The 24,888-nt window shown below is 54.9% G+C and carries 24 protein-coding genes and 1 tRNA gene; 24 read left to right on the plus strand and 1 reads right to left on the minus strand.

The window, feature by feature from the left end:
- Positions 1-16: 16 nt before the first annotated feature.
- From BCS37_RS04470 to ahbB, 14 genes are all read left to right on the plus strand, one after another.
- Positions 17-583 carry a hypothetical protein gene (locus BCS37_RS04470; RefSeq protein ID WP_069180348.1) on the plus strand — a complete coding sequence of 189 codons (567 nt, stop codon included), beginning with the start codon at positions 17-19 and terminating at the stop codon, positions 581-583.
- Positions 584-729: 146 nt separating this feature from the next.
- Positions 730-820: transfer RNA gene (locus tag BCS37_RS04475), tRNA-Ser, on the plus strand.
- Between the two features lie 50 nt (positions 821-870).
- Positions 871-2,205: an NCS2 family permease gene (locus BCS37_RS04480; protein ID WP_069180349.1), complete on the plus strand. Its 1,335-nt coding sequence runs from the start codon at positions 871-873 to the stop codon at positions 2,203-2,205.
- 19 nt (positions 2,206-2,224) lie between these two features.
- Entirely contained in the window at positions 2,225-3,139 is a 915-nt protein-coding gene (locus tag BCS37_RS04485; RefSeq protein ID WP_069180350.1) for a ComEC/Rec2 family competence protein, read from the plus strand.
- Positions 3,136-3,336, plus strand: coding sequence for a DUF3006 domain-containing protein (locus BCS37_RS04490; protein WP_069180351.1), 201 nt, complete (start codon positions 3,136-3,138; stop codon positions 3,334-3,336). The genes BCS37_RS04485 and BCS37_RS04490 overlap by 4 nt, the downstream gene beginning before the upstream one ends.
- Before the next feature lie 43 nt (positions 3,337-3,379).
- A complete protein-coding gene (locus BCS37_RS04495) occupies positions 3,380-4,423 on the plus strand; it encodes an N-acetylmuramoyl-L-alanine amidase family protein (protein WP_069180352.1) in 1,044 nt (347 codons plus the stop codon).
- Positions 4,424-4,443: 20 nt separating this feature from the next.
- Positions 4,444-5,007 (plus strand): GerMN domain-containing protein, encoded by a 564-nt coding sequence (locus BCS37_RS04500; protein ID WP_442984024.1) that lies wholly within the window; start codon positions 4,444-4,446, stop codon positions 5,005-5,007.
- Positions 5,008-5,142: 135 nt separating this feature from the next.
- Positions 5,143-6,432 (plus strand): trigger factor, encoded by a 1,290-nt coding sequence (tig, locus tag BCS37_RS04505; RefSeq protein ID WP_069180354.1) that lies wholly within the window; start codon positions 5,143-5,145, stop codon positions 6,430-6,432.
- Positions 6,433-6,456: 24 nt separating this feature from the next.
- Complete coding sequence (gene clpP / locus BCS37_RS04510) at positions 6,457-7,068, plus strand: ATP-dependent Clp endopeptidase proteolytic subunit ClpP (RefSeq protein ID WP_037347045.1); 612 nt, start codon at positions 6,457-6,459, stop codon at positions 7,066-7,068.
- Positions 7,069-7,082: 14 nt separating this feature from the next.
- Positions 7,083-8,348: an ATP-dependent Clp protease ATP-binding subunit ClpX gene (gene clpX / locus BCS37_RS04515; protein ID WP_069180355.1), complete on the plus strand. Its 1,266-nt coding sequence runs from the start codon at positions 7,083-7,085 to the stop codon at positions 8,346-8,348.
- 68 nt (positions 8,349-8,416) lie between these two features.
- Positions 8,417-10,732, plus strand: a complete 2,316-nt coding sequence (gene lon, locus BCS37_RS04520) for an endopeptidase La (protein ID WP_069180356.1) — start codon at positions 8,417-8,419, stop codon at positions 10,730-10,732.
- 11 nt (positions 10,733-10,743) lie between these two features.
- The gene (yihA, locus tag BCS37_RS04525; protein ID WP_069180357.1) at positions 10,744-11,367 is read left to right on the plus strand and encodes a ribosome biogenesis GTP-binding protein YihA/YsxC; all 624 of its coding nucleotides are present in this window, start codon (positions 10,744-10,746) and stop codon (positions 11,365-11,367) included.
- Positions 11,368-11,486: 119 nt separating this feature from the next.
- Positions 11,487-11,945, plus strand: coding sequence for a siroheme decarboxylase subunit alpha (ahbA, locus tag BCS37_RS04530; RefSeq protein WP_237142738.1), 459 nt, complete (start codon positions 11,487-11,489; stop codon positions 11,943-11,945).
- Positions 11,946-11,968: 23 nt separating this feature from the next.
- Positions 11,969-12,457, plus strand: a complete 489-nt coding sequence (gene ahbB / locus BCS37_RS04535) for a siroheme decarboxylase subunit beta (RefSeq protein WP_069180358.1) — start codon at positions 11,969-11,971, stop codon at positions 12,455-12,457.
- A 63-nt stretch (positions 12,458-12,520) separates the two neighbouring features.
- Here ahbB and BCS37_RS04540 read toward each other — a convergent pair whose 3' ends face one another.
- Entirely contained in the window at positions 12,521-13,681 is a 1,161-nt protein-coding gene (locus BCS37_RS04540) for an FprA family A-type flavoprotein (protein ID WP_069180359.1), read from the minus strand.
- Positions 13,682-13,929: 248 nt separating this feature from the next.
- Between BCS37_RS04540 and BCS37_RS04545 the strand changes: the two genes are divergently transcribed.
- The 10 genes from BCS37_RS04545 (at position 13,930) to BCS37_RS04590 (ending at position 24,883) form a co-directional block, all read left to right on the plus strand.
- A complete protein-coding gene (locus BCS37_RS04545; RefSeq protein WP_069180360.1) occupies positions 13,930-14,469 on the plus strand; it encodes a 3'-5' exonuclease in 540 nt (179 codons plus the stop codon).
- 35 nt (positions 14,470-14,504) lie between these two features.
- Positions 14,505-14,786, plus strand: a complete 282-nt coding sequence (locus BCS37_RS04550) for a hypothetical protein (protein ID WP_069180361.1) — start codon at positions 14,505-14,507, stop codon at positions 14,784-14,786.
- Positions 14,787-14,858: 72 nt separating this feature from the next.
- Entirely contained in the window at positions 14,859-15,740 is an 882-nt protein-coding gene (gene glyQ / locus BCS37_RS04555; RefSeq protein WP_069180362.1) for a glycine--tRNA ligase subunit alpha, read from the plus strand.
- Entirely contained in the window at positions 15,737-17,788 is a 2,052-nt protein-coding gene (glyS, locus tag BCS37_RS04560) for a glycine--tRNA ligase subunit beta (protein WP_069180363.1), read from the plus strand. Before glyQ ends, glyS begins: the two co-directional genes overlap by 4 nt.
- 307 nt (positions 17,789-18,095) lie before the next feature.
- Positions 18,096-18,710, plus strand: coding sequence for a phosphoribosylanthranilate isomerase (locus BCS37_RS04565; protein ID WP_069180364.1), 615 nt, complete (start codon positions 18,096-18,098; stop codon positions 18,708-18,710).
- Between the two features lie 77 nt (positions 18,711-18,787).
- Positions 18,788-19,573: an indole-3-glycerol phosphate synthase TrpC gene (trpC, locus tag BCS37_RS04570; protein WP_069180365.1), complete on the plus strand. Its 786-nt coding sequence runs from the start codon at positions 18,788-18,790 to the stop codon at positions 19,571-19,573.
- Between the two features lie 3 nt (positions 19,574-19,576).
- Positions 19,577-20,764 (plus strand): tryptophan synthase subunit beta, encoded by a 1,188-nt coding sequence (gene trpB / locus BCS37_RS04575; RefSeq protein ID WP_069180366.1) that lies wholly within the window; start codon positions 19,577-19,579, stop codon positions 20,762-20,764.
- Complete coding sequence (gene trpA / locus BCS37_RS04580; RefSeq protein ID WP_069180367.1) at positions 20,761-21,546, plus strand: tryptophan synthase subunit alpha; 786 nt, start codon at positions 20,761-20,763, stop codon at positions 21,544-21,546. The genes trpB and trpA overlap by 4 nt, the downstream gene beginning before the upstream one ends.
- 68 nt (positions 21,547-21,614) lie before the next feature.
- Positions 21,615-22,298 (plus strand): fructose-6-phosphate aldolase, encoded by a 684-nt coding sequence (locus tag BCS37_RS04585; protein ID WP_069180368.1) that lies wholly within the window; start codon positions 21,615-21,617, stop codon positions 22,296-22,298.
- 146 nt (positions 22,299-22,444) lie between these two features.
- Positions 22,445-24,883, plus strand: coding sequence for a CRISPR-associated helicase/endonuclease Cas3 (locus BCS37_RS04590; RefSeq protein WP_069181547.1), 2,439 nt, complete (start codon positions 22,445-22,447; stop codon positions 24,881-24,883).
- Positions 24,884-24,888 lie beyond the last annotated feature (5 nt).

The raw sequence follows: 24,888 nt of genomic DNA on the forward strand, positions 1-24,888 counted from the left end.
TGAAGGGGAGAGGATCATGAGAATCGAGCAAACGTCAGCAGATCTTCTTGGACGGATGAATCAGTCGCAACGTGCAAAGAAGCATGATGCAGGTGACTTTGCGTCGGTGCTTTCATCGGTTCAGTCCGACCAGACGGAGAAGGCAGCGGAGAAAGAGCCGAAGCCGGGGAATCCTCTCGGTATTTCCGATGAGGAGTATCGGTGGTATTTCAGCGGTCTGCGTTATGATGCCGATCACGTTGCATATTTTCCGCCGCATGACGCTCCGGTCGAGCAGCAGCGCGCTTGGTATGAAGCTGTGAAAGGCTTGTCTCATTTGGAGATGCAGTCGTTCATGTCGGATCTTTCCTTGGCTTTGCGCGGTAAAAAAGATTACCTCAGCTATGATGAGATGACCGAAAAAATTCAAAAGCTCGGCTATCACGGTGTACTGGAAGCGGTCTACAAATGGGAGAAACAGGTGGAACATGACAGTGCCGGTGTTGTTGATGAGCAAAGCTTTGAGATCATCAAGCGCCATGTTCATCTGTGTGAGAATCTTCTCGATGAATGGCTCAAAGGAGAGAAGAAAGAGGATAAGTGAAGCAAGGGGCTTGACGTGGGAACGATTACGTCTGCGCAATATGATGAAGGGGCGCACGGAAGGGCAGCCCCTTCATTTTTTTCTTGACAACTTCTATATGTTCTGTTAATATATCTCATGTCGCAAAGAGCGCGTGAAATGAATATGGAGTGGTACTCAAGAGGCTGAAGAGGACGGTTTGCTAAATCGTTAGAGTGGGTAACCGCTGCGAGAGTTCGAATCTCTCCCACTCCGCCATTTTTATTCTAAGCCTGATCGGGCTTTTTTTGTTTTAAGGAGATGCTTACATGGAGATACAGGGGACGCCGCCGTCTTTCATCGAGCGTTACTTCAAGGTGCGTGAGAAGGGGACAACCATACGCACGGAGCTGCTCGCAGGCGTAACGACCTTTATTGCGATGGCGTACATCCTTTTCGTCAATCCGAACATTCTCGCGGACGCAGGCATTCCTAAGGATGCGGCGATCGCATCGACGATCTGGATTGCGGCGCTCGCCTCGTTGGCAATGGGCGCATTTGCGAACTATCCCGTTGCACTCGCACCCGGCATGGGGCTCAATGCATTCTTTGCCTACTACGTCTGCGGTGTGCTCGGACTGCACTGGACGGTTGCGCTCGGTGCGGTGTTCTTTTCGGGCGTACTCTTCCTCATCCTGACGGTCGGCGGGATTCGGCAGGCAATCATCAATGCCGTGCCGCGTGATCTGAAACTCGCGATCAGCACCGGTATCGGACTTTTTATCGCATTTATCGGGCTCAAGGGGACGGGACTTATCGTGGAGAACGCCGCGACCTATGTCGCGCTCGGGCACGTGACTTCACCGACGACACTGCTCTCGCTCTTCGGGCTTCTCTTCACGGCGGCACTCATGGCACGCAATGTGCATGGCGCCATCCTCATCGGCATCTTTGTCACGACGATTCTCGCGATGGCGTTTGGCATGACACCTGCACCGCAGGGATTCGGAGATATTGTCAGCACCTCACTTCCCCATATGGGTGATACATTTGGTAAACTTGATCTTGCGGGCGCGTGGAACTATGGTCTTGTCTCGATTATATTTACGTTTACGGTGGTGGAGCTCTTCGATAATATGGGCACGCTGATCGGTCTCACGACGAAGGCAAAGATGGTCAAATCCGATGGGCGCATCGAGAACATCGACAAGGCACTGACGACAGACGCGGTCGGTACGATGGTGTCTGCGGTATTCGGTACGTCCACAGTTACGTCCTACATTGAGAGTGCGGCGGGCATCGCCGCCGGCGGCCGTACCGGTCTTACGGCGATTGCGGCAGGTGTACTCTTCCTTGCGGCGCTGCTTTTTACGCCGCTCATCGGACTTGTACCTGCGTTTGCAACAGCACCCGCGCTCATTCTCGTTGGTGCACTGCTGATGTCCGAGGTCGGAAAGATCGACTTCTCGGACTTTACGAATGCACTGCCTGTATTCCTAACGATCATCATGATGCCGCTCACGTCGAGCATCGCGAACGGCTTTGCGTTTGGTTTCATCAGCTATACGGTGATGAAGCTCTTTGCGGGACAGTATAAGCAGATCAGTTGGATTATGTATCTCGTGTCCATCGCATTTCTCATCAATCTCGCACTGCGTTCGTAATAGGCTGGGGGGCTTGCCAATGAAACGGTGGCTTGCATCTGTCCTTGCGGGCATTGTACTCATCTGTGCGCAGTTCGTTGCGGGCTGCATCGCTGCGCCCACTCCTGATTCGTCAGACAAGCACGCAGCACAGGGGACAATTACGGTCAAGGTGCTGAATATTGGACAGGGGGACGCGATTCTTATCCAGACGGGGGAGAAGAATGTTCTCGTGGATACGAGCGATGTGGATGAACGCGATAAACTGCGTGCCGAGCTGAAAAAGGCAGACGTGAGGAGGATCGATACCATCATCCTCACGCATCCGCACGCGGATCATATCGGCGGAATGGATGTCCTGCTCGATGAGTACACGGTCGGTATTGTCTATGACAACGGCATGCCCTCGACCTCGAAGCTCTTCCTCGGCTATGTGAAAAAGCTCAAGGAGAAGAAGATCGAGCGCAAGGGCCTCGTCGCGGGGGATCGTGTGGATCTCGGCGGCGGTGCCGTATTCGAGGTGCTTGCCCCATCGGCGGAACTTGTGAAGGAAGGCTCGGTTAAGGGGTACAAGCACGACCCGAACAATGAATCGGTGGTCGGGCGGCTGGTCTTTGGAGATTTCTCCATGATGCTCACAGGGGACGCGGAGAAGAAGGAAGAGCAGGCAATTCTTGCCGCAGGCACCACCCGTGTGAAGAGTACGATCCTAAAGGCAGGACATCACGGCAGCAAGACTTCCTCCTCGGCGGACTTCCTGCGTGCGGTACAGCCCGAGGCGGCGCTCATCTCCTGCGGAGTGAACAACGACTATGGACATCCGCATAAGGAGACGATGAAGAAGTATCACGCTATGAAGCTCTCCGTTTATGTGACAGCAGAGAATGGGACGATCACAGTGACAAGCGATGGAAAAACATATAACATTTCGGTTGAACGGGGAGAGAAACAATGATTTCGGCGTATCTTGACCGCTTTGAAGGAAAATACGCCGTGCTTCTGCTCGGTGATGCGATGGAAAAGGTAAACTTTCCGCGCAATTTTCTCCCTGCAGACATTGCTGAGGGAGACTATCTGACGATCTCAATGGAGCGCGACGCAGCGGCCACGGAAGCTGCCGAGGCAGAGGCACTGGAGCTCCTGAACAAATAATGAATCGGAGGTGTTATTGGCATTGACACGGTGGAATGAACGTATGTGGATCAGGACGCTGCTCACAGTGGCAGCGCTTTTTGTCTGTTTTTGTACGCTTTTTGTGAGCAGTACGGGCGAGGCCAAGTCCTATCGCTTCATGAGCATTGAGAGCCATGAAATGGTAATCGACGGGCGGGCTGCCGTACGGATTCAGATTGGGATGAATCGTGCGGGGCTTTCCTATACGACCGCGATGGAGGGGCAGCACGAGCTGCGTCTCGCGTTCGAGGATGTGAAGCTCGACAAGAAATTCCCTCTCGCATATGTGCCGAGTGGGGAGCTTGCAGCTAATGTTGCCGTCCATAAGGAGGGGCGCGGTGCGGTTCTCATGGTCACTGCCGCAGACACACTCCTCCATGAGGACAGCTTCCGCGTCCATACCATGCCGGGAGAGGCACATGGGAAGGTGAAGGAGTATCTCATCATCGACCTCATCGCTCCGAAGGCGAAGCCAAGTGCCGCACGCGGACACACGATTGTCATTGATCCGGGGCATGGAGGCAGCGACTCAGGCGCGGTCGGGTACTCTGGTGTGCGAGAGAAGGATGTCGCCTTTGCCGTTTCCATGCGCGTGAAGGACCTTCTGCACGCGGCGGGTGCGCATCCTGTTATGACACGTACAGAGGATGTGGATGTCTCTCATGCGGGCAGTTCTGCTGCGCGGGAACTGCAGGCGCGTGTGGATGTGAGCCTCGCACATCCAGAGGCGGAACTCTTCCTCTCTGTGCACTGCAACTCGTTTACAAATCCCGATGCGCACGGCATGGAGACCTACTACTATCCAAAGACGGATGCGGATGAGCAGTTTGCATCGCTCCTCAACGAGGAGCTTGCCGCAGCGGGAGGACTCTACAACCGCGGCGTGAAATACGCGAAATTTTATGTTCTGCGGCATACGGAGATCCCCGCCGCTCTTGTGGAGCTCGGATTCCTCTCGAATCCGGACGAGGAGGAGCTGCTTGCGGATGCCGACTATCAGGAGCGGCTTGCACAGGCACTTGTCCATGCCATTGAGCGTTACTTTGAACAGGGAGGAGAAAACTAGAGATGTTCACGCGACGGAAAATGATATCATACATATTCTCTGTGCTTATCATAGTGTCCATTCTTGGCATCGCAGCAGGCTGTACGAATGAGCAGAAGGGGGCACAGACAGGAAGTCCGGCGCAGACGGAGCAGACGCAGGACAAGACGGCGCCGCCTGCGGCAGAGCCCAAGGAAATACAGATCAATGTCTACTATCCGCGCAGTGACGGGACGGGGCTGATCGCTGTTCGCCGTACGGTGAAAACGGACAAGGACGATAAGTATACAGCGGTGCTGAAGTCCCTCCTTATGGGGACGAAGGAGCAGGGGCAGACGAACGTCATTCCGAAGAAGGCAAAGCTGCGCAGCGTCACGGTGAAGGACGGCGTTGCCACGGTGGATTTCTCGAAGGAGTTGCAGATGAATTTCAGCGGCGGCTCGACGGGGGAGGAGATGCTCATCGGGTCGATTGTGAATACGCTGACGGACTTCCCTGAGGTGCAGAAGGTAACCATCCTGATCGATGGTGCCGCAGTAGAGACGCTCTCAGGGCATATGGATCTCTCTGAGCCGCTGACGCGTATGACGGAGCTGCTGAAATAACGCGGCTTGTCATTTCGCCGGTTTTGTGATACGATACAGATAGAATCGCGGGCGCTGTGCTCTTTGCATGTCCGCATATCGGGAAGCTGCGTTTGGCGCGCTTCCATAGGAAAAAACAGGAGGTTGTTTCATACAATGAAGGTTACGGCAGAGCATGGTGAAAACCGCGAGGTCACTCTGACGATTGAAGTTGAGCAGGCGAAGCTTGAAAAGGCAACGGACGGCGCGGCAAAGCGCATTTCCGGACGCGTGAACATTCCCGGTTTCCGCAAGGGCAAGGCGCCCCGCAAGATTGTCGAGAATTTCGTCGGCAAGGATGCGATCCTGCAGGAGGCATTTGAGAGTGTTGCACAGCAGGCGTTCGAGGATGCTCTGACAGAGCAGGACATGGAGCCTGTGACGCGCCCCGAGATCGACATCGTGACGCTCGAAGAGGGCAAGGATGTCGTCTTTACGGCGAAGTTTACGCAGCGTCCCGAGGTCACACTCGGCGACTACAAGGGGCTGAAGGTGGAGAAGCCGGAGGGCACCGTGTCTGAGGAGGACATCGACCGTCAGATTGAGGGGATGCGTCAGCATCAGGGAACCCTTGTGGATGCACCGGCAGATGCCGCAGTCAAGAAGGATGACTTCGTAACACTCGATTTCGAGGGCTTCGTGGATGGTGAGGCGTTCGAGGGCGGCAAGGGCGAGGACTACCCGCTCCAGATTGGTTCGGGCAGCTTCATCCCCGGCTTCGAGGATCAGCTCATCGGCGTGAAGGTCGGTGAGGAGCGTGATGTGAACGTCACATTCCCCGAGGAGTACCACGCGGAGAACCTGAAGGGCAAGCCTGCCGTGTTCAAGTGCACGGTGCGCAGCATCAAGTCGCGCGAACTGCCCGAGCTGAACGACGCGTTCGCAAAGAATGCGAGCAAGTTCGAGACGCTCGCAGAGCTGCGCGAGGACATCCGCAAGAACCTCCAGGCAGGTGCGGAGCGTCAGGCGGAGACGGATCGCCGCACGAAGGCGATCGACATGGCAACGGATAACTGCACAATGGAGATTCCGCCGGTGATGGTCGACAACCGCATTACGGCAATGATTCAGGAAATGGCGATGCGTCTCGAGCAGCAGGGAATGAGCCTCGAACAGTATCTCCAGTACGCGGGTCTTGATATGGCGCGCATTCGCGACGAGTATCGCGAGACGGCAGAGAAGAATGTCCGTACAGATCTCATGCTTGAGGAGGTTGCAAAGGCTGAGGGAATCAAGGTCGAGGGAAGGGATCTTGATCAGGAGGTCTATGCGATGGCGCTGTCCTACGGCGCAACGCCCAAGCAGGTTCAGAAGATCATCAAGGAGCAGGGGCGTGTCAGTGACCTTGCTGCGACGGTACTGCGCAAGAAGACGGCGCAGTTCATCGTGGACAATATCACGGCATAAGGGATCCCCTGTGGGGAGGAACGCATGAGTTACTATGTACCAATGGTGGTGGAGAACTCGAGCCGCGGGGAGCGTGCCTATGACATATACTCCCGTCTGCTCAAGGAACGCATCATCTTTCTGGGCGGCCCGATTGACGACAGCGTGGCAAACGTTGTTGTGGCGCAGCTGCTCTTTTTGGAGTCCGAGGATCCTGACAAGGACATCCACCTCTACATCAACAGCCCGGGCGGTGTTGTGACGGCAGGGCTTGCTATCTATGACACGATGCAGTACATTAAACCCGACGTGTCGACGATCTGCATCGGGCAGGCGGCGAGCATGGGTTCTATCCTGCTGACGGCGGGCGCAGCAGGGAAACGCTATGCACTGCCGCACGCACGCATCATGATCCACCAGCCGCTCGGCGGCGCGCAGGGGCAGTCAACTGACATTCAGATTCAGGCAAAGGAGATCCTCCGCCTGCGTGAGGTCGGCAACAATATCCTCGCACGTCACACGGGGCAGGATCCCGAGAAGATCAACGTCGATACGGAGCGTGACAACTTCATGTCGGCAGAGGAAGCCAAGGCATACGGTCTCATCGACGAGGTTGTCACCCGTCCAAAGGCTGCACCCGCAGAGAACAAAGGCTGAGGGGGTGTGACGCGATGAAATTTGGAGAGGAAGACAAGGGGCAGCTCAAATGCTCGTTCTGCGGCAAGACGCAGGAGCAGGTGCGAAAGCTCGTAGCGGGGCCCGGTGTCTATATCTGCGATGAATGTATCGAGCTCTGTAATGAGATCATAGCAGAGGAGTTCAGCGAAGATGCTGAGGTCGGGCTCAAAGATGTTCCGAAACCGAAGGAAATTCGCCGCATTCTCGATCAATATGTTATCGGTCAGGACGAGGCGAAGAAGTCGCTCTCCGTCGCTGTCTACAACCACTACAAGCGCATCAACGTGGGGCAGGGGAAGAACGAGGACGTGGAGCTGAAGAAGTCCAACATCCTCATGCTCGGTCCTACGGGCAGCGGCAAGACACTGCTCGCACAGACACTTGCGCGTATTCTGGACGTCCCGTTCGCAATTGCGGACGCGACTTCGCTTACAGAGGCGGGCTATGTCGGCGAGGACGTTGAGAATATTCTGCTGAAGCTGATTCAGGCGGCAGACTACGATATTGAAAAGGCACAGCGCGGCATTATCTACATCGACGAGATCGACAAGATTGCGCGCAAATCGGAAAACCCCTCCATCACGCGTGATGTGTCGGGTGAGGGCGTTCAGCAGGCGTTGCTCAAGATTCTCGAGGGGACGACGGCATCCGTACCACCGCAGGGCGGACGCAAGCATCCGCAGCAGGAACTGCTGCAGATCGATACGACGAACATTCTCTTCATCTGCGGCGGTGCATTCGATGGGATCGAGGAAATCATCGAGTCACGTCTCGGCAGAAAGCAGATGGGCTTCGGGGCACAGGTGCGCTCGAAGAAGCGCGTCTCCGTTGGTGAGTCGCTCAGCAAGGTGATCCCCGAGGATCTGATGAAGAACGGTCTGATCCCCGAGTTCATTGGTCGTCTGCCCGTTGTTGTAACACTCAACTCACTCGATGAGGCGGCGCTTGTGCGCATTCTGACCGAGCCGAAGAATGCACTCGTCAAGCAGTTCCAAAAGCTCTTGGAGCTTGACGGTGTACGTCTCAGCTTTGAGGATGAGGCGCTTCACCTCATTGCGAAGGAAGCACTAACGCACAAGACTGGTGCGCGCGGACTGCGCTCCATTATCGAGGGCATCATGCGCAATGTTATGTATGAAGTGCCTTCGATTCAGGGTGTGACGGCATGTCAGGTCACGAAGGATGTCATCGCAAACCACAGCGATCCCATCCTGACGATCGACGGGGCCGGTGCGCAGAAGATGGCAGCAGCCAACTAAGAATATCCACAGGAAAGGAGCTCTGCACGGCGGCGCTCCTTTTTTATATATTGACGGAAGGGAATACAATGTCCGAGAAAGAAACGCTTCCACTGCTTCCTCTGCGCGGCCTGGTGGTCTATCCACACATGATGGTCAACCTCGATGTTGGGCGCGACCGTTCGGTCGCCGCCATCGAGAGTGCGATTGCAGGAGACAGCCGGATTCTCGTCGTGGCACAGCAGGATCCAGAACTTGACGACCCGACAGCGGACGATCTCTACGAGGTCGGTACCGTTGCTGAGATCCGCCAATTTTTGCGTATGCCCGAGGGCGTCCTGCGCATTCTTGTCGACGGACAAAAACGTGCAGAGATCCTCGCTGTCCGCGAGGGGAAGACCTATGCTGAGGCGGATGTGCGTACGGCTGACGAGATGGAGGATGAGCCGCAGTCCAAGGATATGGAGGCACTTGTCCACGGGGTCACGAGCAAGTTCGAGGAGTGGGTAAAGCTCTCGCATAAGATTCCGCCTGAGGCTCTCGTCTCCATCTCCATTATGGAGGATATGGGGCGCCTGGCAGACATCATTGCGAGCCATTTGAGCCTGAAGCACGAGGTGCGGCAGGAGATTCTGGCCGCCATCGATGTTCGTGCACGACTGGAGCGCCTCTATCAGGCGCTCGTGCACGAACTCGACATTATGGGCATTGAGAGCGAGATCAATCGCCGTGTCCGCAAGCAGATGGACAAGGTACAGCGTGACTTTTACCTGCGCGAGCAGATAAAGGCAATCCGCAAGGAACTTGGCGATGATGCGGATAAAGCCGCAGAGGTGGATCGTTACCGAGAGGCATTGACGAAGAGCGCGTTCCCCGATGCTGTGCGTGAGACCATCGAGCGCGAGATTCATCGACTCGACATGAGCCACGCGATGAGCGCTGAAGTCGGTGTTATCCGCAACTATCTCGACACGCTCATTGAACTTCCGTGGAACGAAATGACAGAGGAGCACGTCGATATGACGGCGGCACAGGAGGTGTTAGAGCATGACCACTACGGTCTAACAAAGGTCAAGGAGCGCATCCTTGACTACCTCGCCGTACGGCGGCTTGCGCCCGAGCAGAACGCTCCAATTCTCTGCCTTGCCGGTGCGCCCGGTGTCGGCAAGACCTCGCTTGGTGCGTCGATTGCACGTGCGATGGGGCGCAAGTTCATCCGCATCTCACTCGGCGGGATCCGCGACGAGGCGGAGATTCGCGGACACAGGCGCACCTATGTTGGTGCAATGCCGGGGCGCATTCTCGAAGGGATTCGCCGTGCAGGTACGAAAAATCCAGTATTCCTGCTCGATGAGGTCGATAAGATCGCAATGGATTTCCACGGCGACCCGTCTGCGGCACTCCTCGAGGTTCTTGATCCCGCGCAGAACTGCATGTTCAGCGATCATTTTATCGAACTTCCGTTTGATCTCTCGCGTGTGTTCTGGATTGTGACGGCGAACAATCCCGCGAAGATCCCGGCGCCGCTGCGTGATCGTATGGAGATCCTGAACCTGTCGAGCTATACTGAACTCGAGAAGATCGAGATCGCACGGCGACATCTCCTTCCGCGTCAGCGCACGCAGAACGGTTTGCGGGCAAAGGACATTCGCATCAGTGCAGGGGTCTGGCCCGAGATTATTCGCTCCTATACGCGCGAGGCGGGTGTGCGTGAACTCGAACGCGTCATCGGACAGCTTTGCCGCAAGGCGGCGCGGCGTATTGTCGCCGATGAGAAGCCGCCGATCGGCGTGACGAAGGCAAATCTCGCAGACTTTCTCGAGCGTCCAAAATATCACGCGGCAAAGCAGGAAAAGAAGCCGCTTGTAGGCGTAGTCACGGGGCTTGCGTGGACAGAGGTTGGCGGCGATGTGCTGCGCACCGAGGTCAATATCCTGCGCGGCAAGGGAAAGCTCATTCTCACGGGGCAGCTCGGCGAAGTTATGCAGGAGTCGGCGCAGGCTGCACTTTCCTACGTGCGCAGCCGTGCCAGCGTGCTCCATCTCGCAGAGGACTTTTATGAGAAGGACGACATTCACATCCACCTGCCTGAGGGAGCAATCCCGAAGGATGGTCCCTCGGCGGGGATCACGATGGCGACGGCGATGATCTCTGCGCTCACGGGGCGCAAGGTGCGCTCCGATGTTGCCATGACGGGGGAGATCACGCTGCGTGGGAACGTCCTGCCGATCGGCGGACTCAAGGAAAAGACCCTCGCTGCCTACCGTGAGGGAGTCAAGACCATTGTTCTGCCGCAGGAGAATGAGCGCGATATCGAGGACATCCCCGATGCCGTGCGCTCCTCGCTTGAATTTGTGCCCGTCGCCCACATGGACGAGGTGCTGCGGATCGCGCTGTATAATTAGGAGGTGCGGACGTGTCTGAAGCGGTTGTTATCACAAAGGCGACTTATCTCGCTTCCGCTGTGCGGCGCGACCAGTATCCCGAGGAGCTGCGTCCTGCCGTTGCCTTTATTGGGCGCTCGAACGTCGGCAAATCCTCGCTCATCAACTCTCTCACACGCATAAGGCAGCTTGCACGCGTATCTTCGAAGCCGGGCAAGACACAGACCATCAACTTTTATGAACTCCTTTTGAAGATTGACGGAGGAGAGGAGCGTCACTCCGTTCACCTTGTCGATTTGCCGGGCTACGGCTATGCTAAGACCTCACGCGAGAGCAGAAAGGTTTGGGCGAAATTTATCGAAGAATATTTTCTGCACGCAGAGGAACTCCGCTTCGTCTGTCTTCTGCTCGATATTCGCCACACGCCGATGGAATCCGACCGCAGAATGTTTGACTGGCTTGTAGAGCATGACATCCCCGTGCTCGTCATTGCCACGAAGGCGGATAAGATCGGAAAGAATGCACGCCGCATGCAGATCGCGGCGATACAGACGACCCTTGGCGTACCTGAGCTCACAATCCTGCCCTATGCTTCACCGAAAAATGAAGGGCGTTCAGAATTACTTGACGTGATGAAGGAATATTTGGTAGAATAGACACAGAAAGAAATGAACACGGTTCACTTTCTGTGCCGGAATATCCGCCCCTGAGCAAGGCAGAAGCACAATCGGCAGAGAAATGGGCTGCTGTGCTGTGTATTATGGGGGATGGTATCGTGAATTCACTTACGGATTTTGACAAACGGCTGCTGAACATACTGCAGGGAAACCTGCCCTTGTGTTCGCGGCCGTTTGCGCACTTGGGCGAGATGCTGGATACGACGGAGGAGCATGTGCTCAGTCGGCTGGGCGATTTGAAGCGCGAGGGATATCTCCGGCGCATCGGGACATTCTTTAACTCGGAGCAGCTCGGTTACCATGGTACGCTGATTGCACTGCGCGTCGCAGAGCAGAAGCTTCCGGATGTGGCACAGGCGGTCAATCGCTATGCGGGGGCGACCCACAACTACGAGCGCGAGGGGGACTACAATCTCTGGTTCACACTGCTGACCCCCTCACGTACGGCAGAGGAGAAAATCCTTGCCGAGGTTTCGGCACTGCCGGGCGTTGAGAGATTGATGTGCCTCAAAGCGAACAGGCGCTACAAAATCAACGTGCAGTTTAAACTCGCATAGCCGTGGGAAGGTATAGAAACACAATGACAGAAGAAATCGAGATTGGAGAACTTGATCAAAAGATTGTCCGATTACTGCAGGGGGATTTTCCGCTCGTAGCGGAACCATACAAGGAACTTGCCGCAGAGATCGGCATTACGGAGGAGGAACTCCTCGCGCACATTTCCTCCATGCGCGAGGAGAAGAAGATCCGCAAAATGGGGGCCGTCCTGCGCCATCGTGAGGTTGGCTTTACAGCGAACTCGCTCTGCGTCTGGAATGTACCGGACGCGCGCGTGGACGAGGTCGCGCAGCGTATGGCAGAGCACCCTCGCGTCTCACACTGCTACGACCGCAACCGAGAGGCAGATTGGAAGTACAACCTCTATACTATGATTCATGGCTACAGCCGCGAAGAGTGTGAGAACATCGCCGCCGAACTCGCCGCAGCCACTGGAATCGACGACCGCCGTATGCTCTACACCAAGCGAGAGTGGAAAAAGACGTCGATGAAGTACTTTACTGAGGAATAAGTACTGTTGCACATGAAAAATCCCGAAGGATCAACGAGATCCTTCGGGATTTCCTATGCTGTCTTACAGTGCGAGGATTTGGTCGCGCAGACCTGCAAGCTGTTCGGCGGAGGGGACGTAGAGCATGCGCACCTTGTCCATGACGATCTCACAGCCGCCCGCCTTCAGTTCGTCCTCAATCTGCTGAATGCTCTGACCGCCCCAGCCGTAGGAGCCGAACGCGAACGCCTTGCGCCCTGTCGGAGCAAGGCCTTTCATATAGCAGAGGAAGCCGGCAATGGTCGGGAGCATCTGGTTGTTGAGCGTTGGTGAACCGACGGCAAGATAACGGCTCGTAAGCACGTCAGTCATGATGTCTGCGTGCGTGTTCTTCTGGATGTCGTAGTAGCCGACGGAGAAACCCTTGTCGATGAATGCCTCTGCGATCGTGTGAGCCATCTTCTCTGTGGAGTGCCACATGCTGTCAAAGACGATGACCGCACGATCTTCGGTCTCACCGAGCGACCATTTGTTGTAGAGGTCGATGATCTCGGGGATGTGTGAGCGCCAAATGATGCCGTGTCCCGTAGCGATCATCTCGATGGCAAGCCCGTGGAGCGCCTTGAGCGCCGTCTGCGCCTGCTTTCCGTAGAGGAAGAGGATGTTTGCGTAGTACTTCTTTGCCTCCTCAATGACGACGGAGAGATCATTTTCGTCGTCATAGCGCTTGCCGGAGGCGAGGTGCTGACCGAAAGCATCGTTCGAGAAGAGAATCTTCTCCTCGGGGCAGTACGTTACCATGCTGTCCGGCCAGTGAAGCATCGGGGTCGGAACGAATGAGAGAGTGCGCTTGCCGAGGGAAAGCGTGTCGCCCGCCTTAACCGTCTCGTAGGGGAGCTCTCCGTAGTATGCACGCAGCCCCTTCAGCCCGTTCGGGGCACTCGTGATGACCTTCGCATTTGGTGCGAGGGAGGAGATGAGCGGAACGCCGAATGAGTGATCTGGTTCGACGTGGTTCGAGATGATGTAGTCGATGCGCGATGGATCGATGACAGAGGAGATCCGTGCGAGCAGTTCTTCCTCGAATCCGTGCTTGACCGCATCGATCAGTGTAATCTTTTCGTCGATGATGAGATATGCATTGTAGGATGAGCCGCGCTGGGTATCGTAGCCGTGAAAGCTGCGCATGGACCAGTCGATTGCTCCGACCCAGTAGATGTCGTCTCGGATTTTGATTGCGTTCATGAAATGCTCCTTTCGGCAATAAGATTATTTATGCAACTTATAGTTTCTTTCTATAAATAGGAACTATATTTATAGAAGTATTCTAACGTAATTCGGAATCTTTTGCAACAGGAATTTCAGCGTATATTTTCCGCACCAAATCGGCAGAATAGCGGCGATTTCTTGACAGATGATTTTGCATACGGTATAATATTTATAACGAAAGCCACGTGAAATAGGAGAAAATGACTAGAAAAGGAAGGACTTTCATGCTAGAAAAGATCCTGGTCTTTGACACCGAGACAACGGGTTTTCGCAGTGACGACGAGGTATTGACGCTTGCCGTGGTAAACGGTGCGGGCCAACCTCTCGTGGATGGGATGTATGCGCCCGTGCACAAGACTGCATGGCCGGATGCAGAGAAGATCAATCGGATCTCTCCCGCAATGGTGGCGAACTGTGCGCCGATCCGCGAACAGCAGGCCGATCTTGAACGTATGTTCAACGATCCGGAGACGCTTCTTGTCGGATACAACATTGAGTTCGATATTCGCCTTTTGGCGCAGTCGGGCATACGCATTACGAATCCGAATCGCCATGATGTTATGCTTGCATTCTCAGCGTTTCGCAAGGTTCCCGATGCACGGCGCGGCGGCTACCGTTGGTGGAAGCTGACCGAGTGTGCGGACTACTATCGCTACGACTGGGGTACGACCGAGGCACACGGGGCACTTGCGGATACACTGGCGACACTCTACTGCTACCAAAAGATGAAAGAGCCGGTATACGAGGAGCAGAGTTTGTTTTAGCATAGCCTTTAGAATAGAGAGGAGGGGACGCTGTTATGCCCAAGAATCCATATGGAAGCACAACGCCGAGCCCTGCGCAGTCGATACGGGAACGCAAGAAACGGGAGATGGAGCGTGGGCTTGAACGTGTGCGGAAAAAGCGCGCCTCCTATCAGCGTAAGATCATCGGTGTAGCGCTTATTTTCTTCATTATTCTAATCATTCTATGTGCGCTCTTGCCCAGCGATGATTCGGCAACTTATGGCGATAAGTGGAACAAGGATGTGAACTCGCGCCAGTCAAGGATCTTGCAGAGTTTGCAGGATAATTTTAAGTAGGGGCTTGTCTTTTGGAAAAAACCGCGTATTCTTATAGAGGGACGCGGTTTTTTTGATGAAGGAGTTGTTTGCATGAAATTCCAGGAGGTCATCCTCGCATTGCAGGAGTTCTGGTCGGGTCAGGGATGTATTCTCGCCCAGCCATATGACGTGGAGAAGGGCGCGGGTACGATGAGCCCGTGGACGTTCCTGCGTGTTCTCGGTCCGGAACCGTGGAATGTCGCCTATGTGGAGCCGTCGCGCCGTCCCGCCGACGGGCGCTATGGGGATAATCCGAACCGTCTCTATCAGCACCACCAGTTCCAGGTCATCATGAAGCCCTCGCCGGACAATATTCAGGAACTCTATCTCGAGAGCCTTGCGCGTCTCGGGATTCGTGCCGAGGAACATGACATCCGCTTTGTTGAGGACAACTGGGAGTCGCCGACGCTTGGTGCGTGGGGGCTCGGCTGGGAGGTCTGGCTGGACGGTATGGAGATCACGCAGTTCACGTATTTCCAGCAGGTCGGCAGCCATGATGTAAAGCCTGTCTCCGTCGAGATCACCTACGGTCTTGAGCGTCTCGCGATGTATATTCAGGGCGTGGAGAACGTCTATGACATCGCGTGGACGGACGATGTGACCTATGGTGATGTATTCCATCAGAACGAGTTCGAGCAGTCAACCTATGCGTTCGACCTCTCGGATGAGGAGCTGCTCTTTGACCTCTTTGACAAATACGAGGCAGAGGCGGTGCGCGTCATCGGCGCAGGCCATGTGCATCCCGCACATGACTATGTGCTGAAATGCTCGCATGCGTTCAATCTGCTCGATGCTCGCGGTGCGATCAGCGTCTCGCAGCGTACGGCGTTCATCGGGCGTGTCCGTAAACTCGCGCGTTTGTGTGCGGAGGCGTATCTCGCGCAGCGTGAGGCTCTTGGTTATCCGATGCTGAAGAAGGAGGGGAAGGCATGAGTAAGGATCTGCTGCTCGAGATTGGGACGGAGGAGGTTCCCGCGCATGTCATGCCCCATCTCCTTGACGATTTGAAACGTCTGGCAGGGGATATGTTCGCAGAGCGTCGCCTTGCTTATGAGAGCCTGCGCACGCTTGGCACACCGCGCCGCACGGCACTCCTTGTGACGGGGCTTGCCGAGCGGCAGGAGGATGTCAGCACGGAGACGCGTGGCCCCTCAGTTGCCATTGCCTTTGATGCGGAAGGAAATCCGACAAAGGCGGGCGCAGGCTTTGCACGCGGGCAGGGCATTGACCCGTCCGCACTCACTCAGCGCGATGGCTATGTCTACGCCTCTGTATATGAGAAGGGCGCGGAGACGATGCAGCTTCTTACAGAACTCCTGCCGGAGCTGATTCGCGCGGTTCCGCTGCCGAACAGTATGCGCTGGGGCGATCTCGACTTTCGTTTTATCCGTCCGATCCGTTGGATTGTTGCGCTCTACGGAACGGAGGTGGTGCCCTTTACAATTGCAAATGTCACGAGCGGGAACACCTCGCGCGGACACCGCACGCTTGCCCCGCAGGATTTTGTGATCACATCGCCTGCAGACTATGAGGCGGCATGTGAACGGGCGTACATCATTGTTGACCAGGAGCGTCGGCGTGCCATGATTACGGAGCAGATCAACGAAGTGGCAAAGGCGTGCGGCGGGTCGGCGGAGATCACCCCGGATCTATTGGAGGAAGTTCTCTATCTCGTCGAGTACCCAACTGCGCTCAGCGGATCGTTCGAGGAGAAATACCTTGCGTTGCCTGCCGAGGCGGTCATTACGCCCATGCGCGACCATCAGCGTTACTTCCCCGTCAAGGCAGCAGACGGCAGCCTTCTTCCTGTCTTTATTACCGTGCGGAACGGCGGCAGGGAGCATCTGGACGTTGTCGCGCACGGCAATGAGCGCGTTCTGCGTGCACGTCTTGCCGATGCCCAGTTCTTCTTTGATGAGGATCGCAAGAAGTCGCTCTCAGAGCATCGCGAGAAGCTGAAAACTGTCGTGTTCCAGCAGGGGCTTGGCTCGATGTATGAAAAGACCGAGCGCCTGATGGGGCTCGTTACGGCAATCGTCGAGGAACTCGCACCCGATGCGGCTGCCTATGAGGCGATGGAGCCGGATGCGTGCCGTGCAGCAGAGCTGTCGAAGGCAGATCTCGTGACGGGTATGGTCACGGAGTTCACGGAGCTGCAGGGGATCATGGGACGCGAATATGCCCTCCTCGACGGCGAGAAGCTGGAGGTTGCGTGCGCGATTGACGAGCAGTATATGCCGCGCTTCGCGGGTGACGAACTGCCGAAGAGCGATCTCGGCTTCGCACTCAGCGTTGCGGACAAGATTGACAACATCGTCGGCACGTTCAGTCAAGGCAGGATTCCGACTGGATCGCAGGATCCCTTTGCCCTGCGCCGTCAGGCACTCGGGCTTGTGCTCATGCTGATCGAGCACGAGAGCGGGCTGCTGCTCTCCGATCTTGTCGAGGAGGCATCCGATCTCTACGACCTTGATGTGTCCCTGTGTCAGAAAATGCAGGTCTATGTTGCAGATTTTATCCGCCTGCGCCTCAAGAATGTGCTCACAGAGCGCGGTGTACGCTATGATGTGCAGGAGGCAGTGCTTGCAGATGTGGACTTCGTCGCGGACGTGCCCCTGCGCGCAGCCTATGTGGAGCGTCTGCTTGCATCGGACGGTGCGGACGCGCTCGTGCAGTCCTTCGTCCGCGTCGGCAATATCGCACGCATGACAGAGACCGGGATTGTCGATCCTGCACTCTTTCAGGCAGCAGAGGAGGAAGCGCTGCACTCCGCTTATGAGAACGCTATTGCGGCACGCGCTGAGGGCGCAGATACACTTGCGGCAGAGAAGGCGCTTGCGGCGGCAATCGATGCATTCTTTGATGCGGTCATGGTTATGGACAAGGATGAGCGCATCAAGACGAATCGTCTGACGCTCCTCAAGGCAGTCGACAACTATCTCCTCCATACGGCGGACTACAGCAAAATTGTATTGAACTGAGAAACATCATAAAGGTGGACGGCGGTACGGATTCACATCTGAATCTCGTGCGGCCGCCCCTTTTTATTTTCCCTCTGGGTCAGCACTGTCCTCTATGGAATGATATGAAATATTGCTTCCCTAGAGCACAGTGCAGGAAAAAAGATGCACCAGGAGATGAAGGCTGAGTCTATCAGAGCCTCCCTAACAGGGGGCAGCGGAGCTTATTCTCTCTTGAAAGAAACCTGTATTCAGATGAGTACAGGTTTTTTATTTGACAAATAACGTGTGCGCCTCTAAGATGAACAAATGTGAACGGAGGGATTAGATGCGTGTGAAGATGTGCGGGATGAGGACGGCTGCGGCGGCGCGTGCAGCAGAGGAGGCGGGCGCGGACTACATCGGCTTTATCTTTGCGAAAAATAGTCGGCGCTATGTTGCGCCCGAGACGGCGCAGGAGATTGCGTGTGCGCTGTGTCACGTAAAGAAAGTCGGTGTCTTTGTGGATGCGCCGATGTCAGATGTGAACGCGATTGCTGATCTCGTAGGTCTGGACTATGTGCAGCTGCATGGGCATGAGACGGCGGAGATGGCGAAGGAATCGCAGTATCCTGTGATCAAGGCATATCGCTACGGGAATGATTTCGATGCGGATGCGGCGAACGCGTACCCTGCCGAGATGATCCTTGTGGACAGCTATGTGCAGGGCGCGGCGGGCGGCACGGGAACGGCATTCCACTGGCAGGAGGCGGCGCGAGAAATTGCGCGTGTGACGAAACCAGTGCTGATTGCGGGCGGCATCACGGCAGAGAACGTGGGCAAAGCTGCCAGTGTATTTCACCCATTTGGCGTGGATGTATCGGGCGGACTGGAAGAGAGTGGAGAGAAGTCCGAGACGAAAATCAGAGCCTTTATGAATGCTGTACGTGCGGCAGATATTTGACAAATGCGCTGTCCTCCACTAGAATGGAGAATACGTCGCATGACGCTGAAATTACAGAAGTCCGAAGGAGGTGCAGTGTGCGCGATATATTAGCTGAAATCGTAGAAAAGAAGCGCGCAATCGTGGCAGAGGCGAAGAAAAGCGTCCCGCTGAATGACCTGAAAACAGATCTTCCATGCGGTACGTTTCGCATGGCGGAGCACTTCCGATGGCGGGGCTGGGGACTGATTGCGGAGTGCAAACTCCAGTCGCCTGCAAAGGGGCGGCTGACGACTGCGCACAGCGTCACGGAACTTGCCGATATTTACACGGAGGCGGGCGCAGCGGTGCTGTCCGTGCACACCGATCCACACTTTCTCGGGAGCAACGAGGACTTTGCAGCGGTGCGTGCGCGTGTGGATACGCCGCTCCTGCGCAAGGATTTTATCATCGACCCGTATCAAGTCTACGAGGCGCGTGCCCTCGGTGCGGACGCTGTGCTGCTGATCGTACGCATCCTGACGCCCGAGGAGCTGAAAGAGCTGCTCTACCTCACATGGAGCCTTGGGATGGATGCCCTCGTCGAGGTGCATGACCGCGCCGATCTTGAGATCGCACAACAGACGCCGGCGGAGTTCATCGGCATCAACAACCGTAATCTCGTGACCTTTGAGACGAGCGTCCAGACGACACTCGACCTCCTGCCACACGCGGACAAGAACCGCACGCTCATCAGTGAGAGCGGCATCTTTACACGCGAGGACGCCGTACGCGTCTATGAGGCGGGCTGCAAGGGCGTGCTCGTCGGCGAGGGGCTTGTGCGTGCTGCCGATATCGGCGCGTTTGCAGGGGAACTATCCGAAGTTGGAATAAAGGAGCAATGATATATGAGCAAGAAGGGAAGATTCGGCGACTACGGCGGGCAGTATGTGCCCGAGATCGCGATGCCCGCACTGAACGAGCTGGAAGAGGCGTATCTGAAATATCGTGAGGATGAGGAGTTTCTCACGGAGTTTCGCGGCTACCTGAGAGAGTATGCGGGACGTCCGACGAATCTATACTTTGCCGAGCGGCTGACGAAGCACTACGGCAAAGCGAATATTTATTTGAAACGCGAAGACCTTCTGCATACGGGTGCCCACAAAATCAACAACGCGCTCGGACAGGCGCTGCTTGCAAAGCGCATGGGCAAGAAGCGCATTGTTGCGGAGACGGGCGCAGGTCAGCACGGTGTCGCGACGGCGACGGTCGCGGCCCTCTTCGGCATGGAGTGTCATGTGTTCATGGGGACGGTTGACGTCGAGCGTCAGCGGCTCAACGTGTTCCGCATGCGTTTGCTCGGGGCGACAGTCATCCCCGTATCAAGCGGTACGGGGACGCTCAAGGATGCGACGAGTGAGGCGATCCGCTACTGGGCGACGAACATCACGGATACCTACTACGTGATCGGTTCTGCGGTCGGCCCGCATCCGTATCCGGAGATGGTGCGCGACTTCCAGAAGGTCATTGGCGAGGAGATCCGCATGCAGTCGGCAAAGGCGTTTGACGGAAAGCCCGACTACCTCGTCGCGTGCATCGGCGGCGGCAGCAATGCGATCGGGACATTCTATGATTTTCGCAATGATGCGGATGTGAAGAAGTTCTGCGTCGAGGGCGGCGGACGCGGCGATGCGGACGGAGACAACGCCAAGACGCTCAGCGGAGCGGGCACGCCCGGCATCCTTCATGGCGCATACAGCTACCTCCTCCAGAACGAGGACGGACAGGTGATCGAGGCATACAGCATTTCGGCAGGACTGGACTACCCTGGTGTCGGCCCCGAGCACTCCTTCTTCAAGGATGAGGGGATTGTTACCTATGTTTCTGTAACCGATCAGGAAGCCCTTGCGGCGTTCCAGCGTCTCTCGCGCATCGAGGGCATCATCCCCGCGCTCGAGAGCTCGCACGCGCTTGCCTATCTCGAAAAACTCATGCCCGAGACGAAGGCGGGCGAGAATGTCGTCGTCTGTCTCTCGGGACGCGGCGATAAGGATGTGCAGATGGTCGCAAAGGAGCTGGGGGAGGAGATCGTATGAGCAAGCGGTTGGATGAAAAACTTGCAAAGCTCCGTGCCGAGGGGCGTAAGGGGCTTTATATCTACGTGACTGCAGGATGCCCGAGCGCGGAGACAACCGTGGACATCGTGCGCCGTGCCGAGGAGGCAGGCGCAGACGTGATCGAACTCGGACTGCCGTTCTCCGATCCAATGGCGGACGGTCCCGTTATTCAGGAGGCAAGTGTCATTGCGCTGAAGAACGGCATGACCATGAAAAAAGCGCTCGCGGTCGTCAAGGAGATTCGGAAGCACTCAGAGATTCCGCTCATCGGCATGGGCTACATCAACATGGTGCAGCACTACGGCTTCGAGAAATTCGTTGAGGATTTCAAGACGGCGGGCATGGACGGCGTGATCTTCCCTGACGTGCCGCATGAGGAGTCCGAGGACATGCGCCGCATCTGTGCTGCGCATGAATTCACACTCACGGAGTTCATTACGCCCGGCACGACCGAAGAGCGCATGCAGGAGACATGCAAAGATGCGCGCGGCTTTATTTACTGCATCTCGAACTATGGCGTCACGGGCGTCAAAGAGATCGACTACTCCATCATCGGAGATGTCTGCAAGGCCGCGCGTCGTTATACGGATGTACCGCTCGCCATCGGCTTCGGCATCGGTACGCCCGAGGCTGCAGCGCGCGCGGGCAAGCAGGCGGACGGTGTCATCGTCGGCAGTGCTGTCGTCAAGCGCATCATCGACGGCGACATTGACGGCGGCATTCAGCTGATTGCCGCTATGCGCAAAGCACTCGATGCGTAAATCAACCCAAAAGCTCACCTGCCATCGGGCGGGTGAGCTTTTGTTCTTGTTTTGAAAGGAATGGGAGCATGAAATACTTACTTGATACAGCAAACCTTGATGAGATTCGAGAGCTCTCCGAATATCTGTCTATTGCAGGTGTGACGAGCAACCCCACCATCGTGAAGAAGGAAGGTGCAGTTCCGTTCTTCGCACATATGCGTGAGATTCGCACAATCATCGGCAGCCTGCGCCCGCTGCATATCCAGGTGACGGCACGAGACTACGACGGAATGATGCGCGATGCGGAAGCCATATTCCGACACGTGGATGAGAAGGTCTATATCAAAGTCCCCGTTGACTTCGCGGGTGTGAAGGTCATCAAAGCGCTCAAGCGCCAGGGGGCAAACGTAACAGCAACGGCGGTCTACGGAATGGACCAGGCATTTATCGCGCTCGAGGCGGGCGCAGACTGCATCGCGCCGTATTTTAACCGTATGGAAGCACTCGGTGTGGACGCAGCGAATGTCATCGGCAACATTGCTGGCATCATCAATCACTACGGCTATGAGACGGAGATTCTCGCCGCGAGCTTCAAACAGCCCGCTCAGATCGACCGCGCCATCCTTGCAGGCGCGCATTCCGTCACGGTCAGTCCAAGCGTCCTGCGCGAGATCTTTGCTAAGAAGGTTGTAACAGATGCCATTCAGTCATTTGCGGATGATTGGTCAGATCTCTATGGAGGTAGGATGTTGGCCGAGCTGGATGGATGATATAGAGACCGCATTTTAGATTTACTCCCTTGAATGTCTTACACGACATATAAGGGAGTATTTTTTATAAATATTAGATAAAAGTGAAATAAATAGACAGGAGATTTAGAATATATATAGAAATATATAGGCGGAGTGTGATAGAGATGAAACAGTATCTTGCTCATATCCGACGCGACGGATCAGCGAAGCAGACCATGCGTGCCCATCTCCTGCGCGTGGGCGACCTTATGGCGACATATGCAGCAGGTATCGGTCTGTCATCGATGGCGCGCCTCATCGGCATACTCCATGATCTCGGTAAGTGTACGGCGGAGTTTGCAGAGTATCTTGACTGGTGCCGCAAGAATCCTGGGAATTACAGCCGTGCAGGTGATGTGGATCACTCGACGGCGGGCGGACAGTTGCTGTTGGTACAGTATGGAAGAAAGAATGCAGATTATAGGTTTGTTGCAGAAATCGCATCGCTTGTGATTTTTTCACATCATACTGGCTTACTGAATTATTATGGACAAGATGGAAAAGATGAATCTTCTGATTTTCTTCGCCGTAACGATAAGGCGGATATACTCTCTCGGGTCGATCTCAAATATTTTTTCAGTGAAGTGATTGCGGAGGAAGAACTTAATGGAATATTTGAACAGTCGATTTATGAGATTGCCGATTTGGATGCGAAAATTGCGCGTGCCGTACATTGCCCGGATGACGAGATGAATGAAGCATATTGTTTTTACTGGGGCATGGTACACAAACTCCTGCTTAGTATGCTGGTTGACGCAGATCGCTTGGACAGCGCGGAATTTGAGCTGGATAGACCACTGACAGATAAATGGGAAACTGCTGAGATATGGGCGGATTTCTCTGATAAATTGGAGTGTAAACTTGCGGGTTTTTCTCTGCCGAAGGAACCAAAAGCAAAGAAGATTGCACAGCTGCGCAAAAAAATCAGCGATGATTGTTTGAAAGCTGCGGAGGAGGAACCGGGAATTTTCAGGCTTTGTGTTCCCACGGGCGGAGGGAAAACGCTGGCAAGCATGCGTTTTGCCCTACAGCATGCACAGAGATATCAAAAGAAACGAATCATTGTCGTCATACCCTACACCTCGATCATCGACCAGAACGTCAAAGAAATTCGCGATATTTTCCGCGTGGATGAAGCAATTCTGGAGCATCATTCCAATGTCATTACCGAGGCGGACGGAGAAGACACTGAGAGTATGGACTGGCGCCGTATCCTGACAGAACGATGGGATGTGCCCATCATCTTTACAACACAGGTGCAGTTTCTCAACACACTTTTTGCTGGCGGGAACAGTTCCATTCGCAGGATGAATTCTCTGCAGGACAGCATTGTAATCTTTGACGAGATACAGACTCTTCCTGTACGATGTACTTTTCTTTTCAATGCAGCTATGAATTTTCTTAAAGATTTCTGCCGCATTACAGCGGTTCTGTGTACGGCAACCCAGCCACCTTTGGAGAAGCTAGATGTTTCAATCAATCTCAGTGACAACGCAGCCATGACCTCGGATATTGAAAAGACATTTGAAGGATTCGAAAGGGTAGATGTTGAAAATTGTTATCGTTATGGCGGGTGGTCTGCGGAGGAGATTGCCTCAGAAATCTGCAAAAGCGTGGAAGAAATCGGGGATGTACTCTGTATTGTGAATCTCACGAAAAAAGCGAAGGAAATCTATCAGGCTGTTTCGGAAAAGATACAGCTTTCAGATAAAGAGATACAAATTGTGCACCTTAGCACGAAGATGTGCTCGGCACATCGTAAAGCAACCTTAAAAGAACTTCGAAGGGCGCTTGCTGAGCGTAAAAATCATCCGGAGAAAAGACTTGTTTGCATCAGTACACAGCTGATTGAAGCGGGGGTTGATGTGTCTTTTCCCGTGGTTTATCGTGCTCTAGCAGGATTCTCCTCCATCGCGCAGGCTGCAGGGCGGTGTAATCGGCACGGGGAAATGGAGAAGGGGATAGTTCGGGTTTTTGAATGTGCCGATGAAAATCTTGATCACTTGAAAGACATTCGTCACGGGAAAAATATTGCCCGCGTTATGCTTTATGATCGAGCGGCAAATACAATTTTAAGTCCCTCAGTCATGCAGGAGTACTTTCGCAGGTTTTATGCTGGGCGTACTGGGAAAGAAATGCGCTATCCTCTAAATACTCAAAATACAATATTTGACTTATTAAGCGCTAATAGCGCAGGCGTGCAGGCTCGTATGGGACGCGGGGATAGGATCGATTCTTATTTTAGGCAGGCATTTCGGGATGCGGGGCGTGCCTTTATCGTCATTGATTCACATACCGAAGCCGTACTTGTTCCCTATGCGGGAGGGAAAGATATGATTGTCGCGTTTGATGACAGGATTTTCGACAGGAAATCAATCGGAAAGCAGATGAAATCAGCGCAGCAATATATGGTTAACCTCTTTTCGTATGAGATAAAAGAACTCGAAGGACTTGGTGCAGTCTGGCGGACGGAGAGCGGGGTGATGGCACTGCGCGAGGAATACTACAATGAGGCATTCGGTGTGCAGACGGAGGAGCAGGGGAATACTTACTGCTCCATTTAAGGAGG

This window comes from Selenomonas sp. oral taxon 920, from assembly GCF_001717585.1.
Lineage (GTDB): Bacteria > Bacillota > Negativicutes > Selenomonadales > Selenomonadaceae > Centipeda.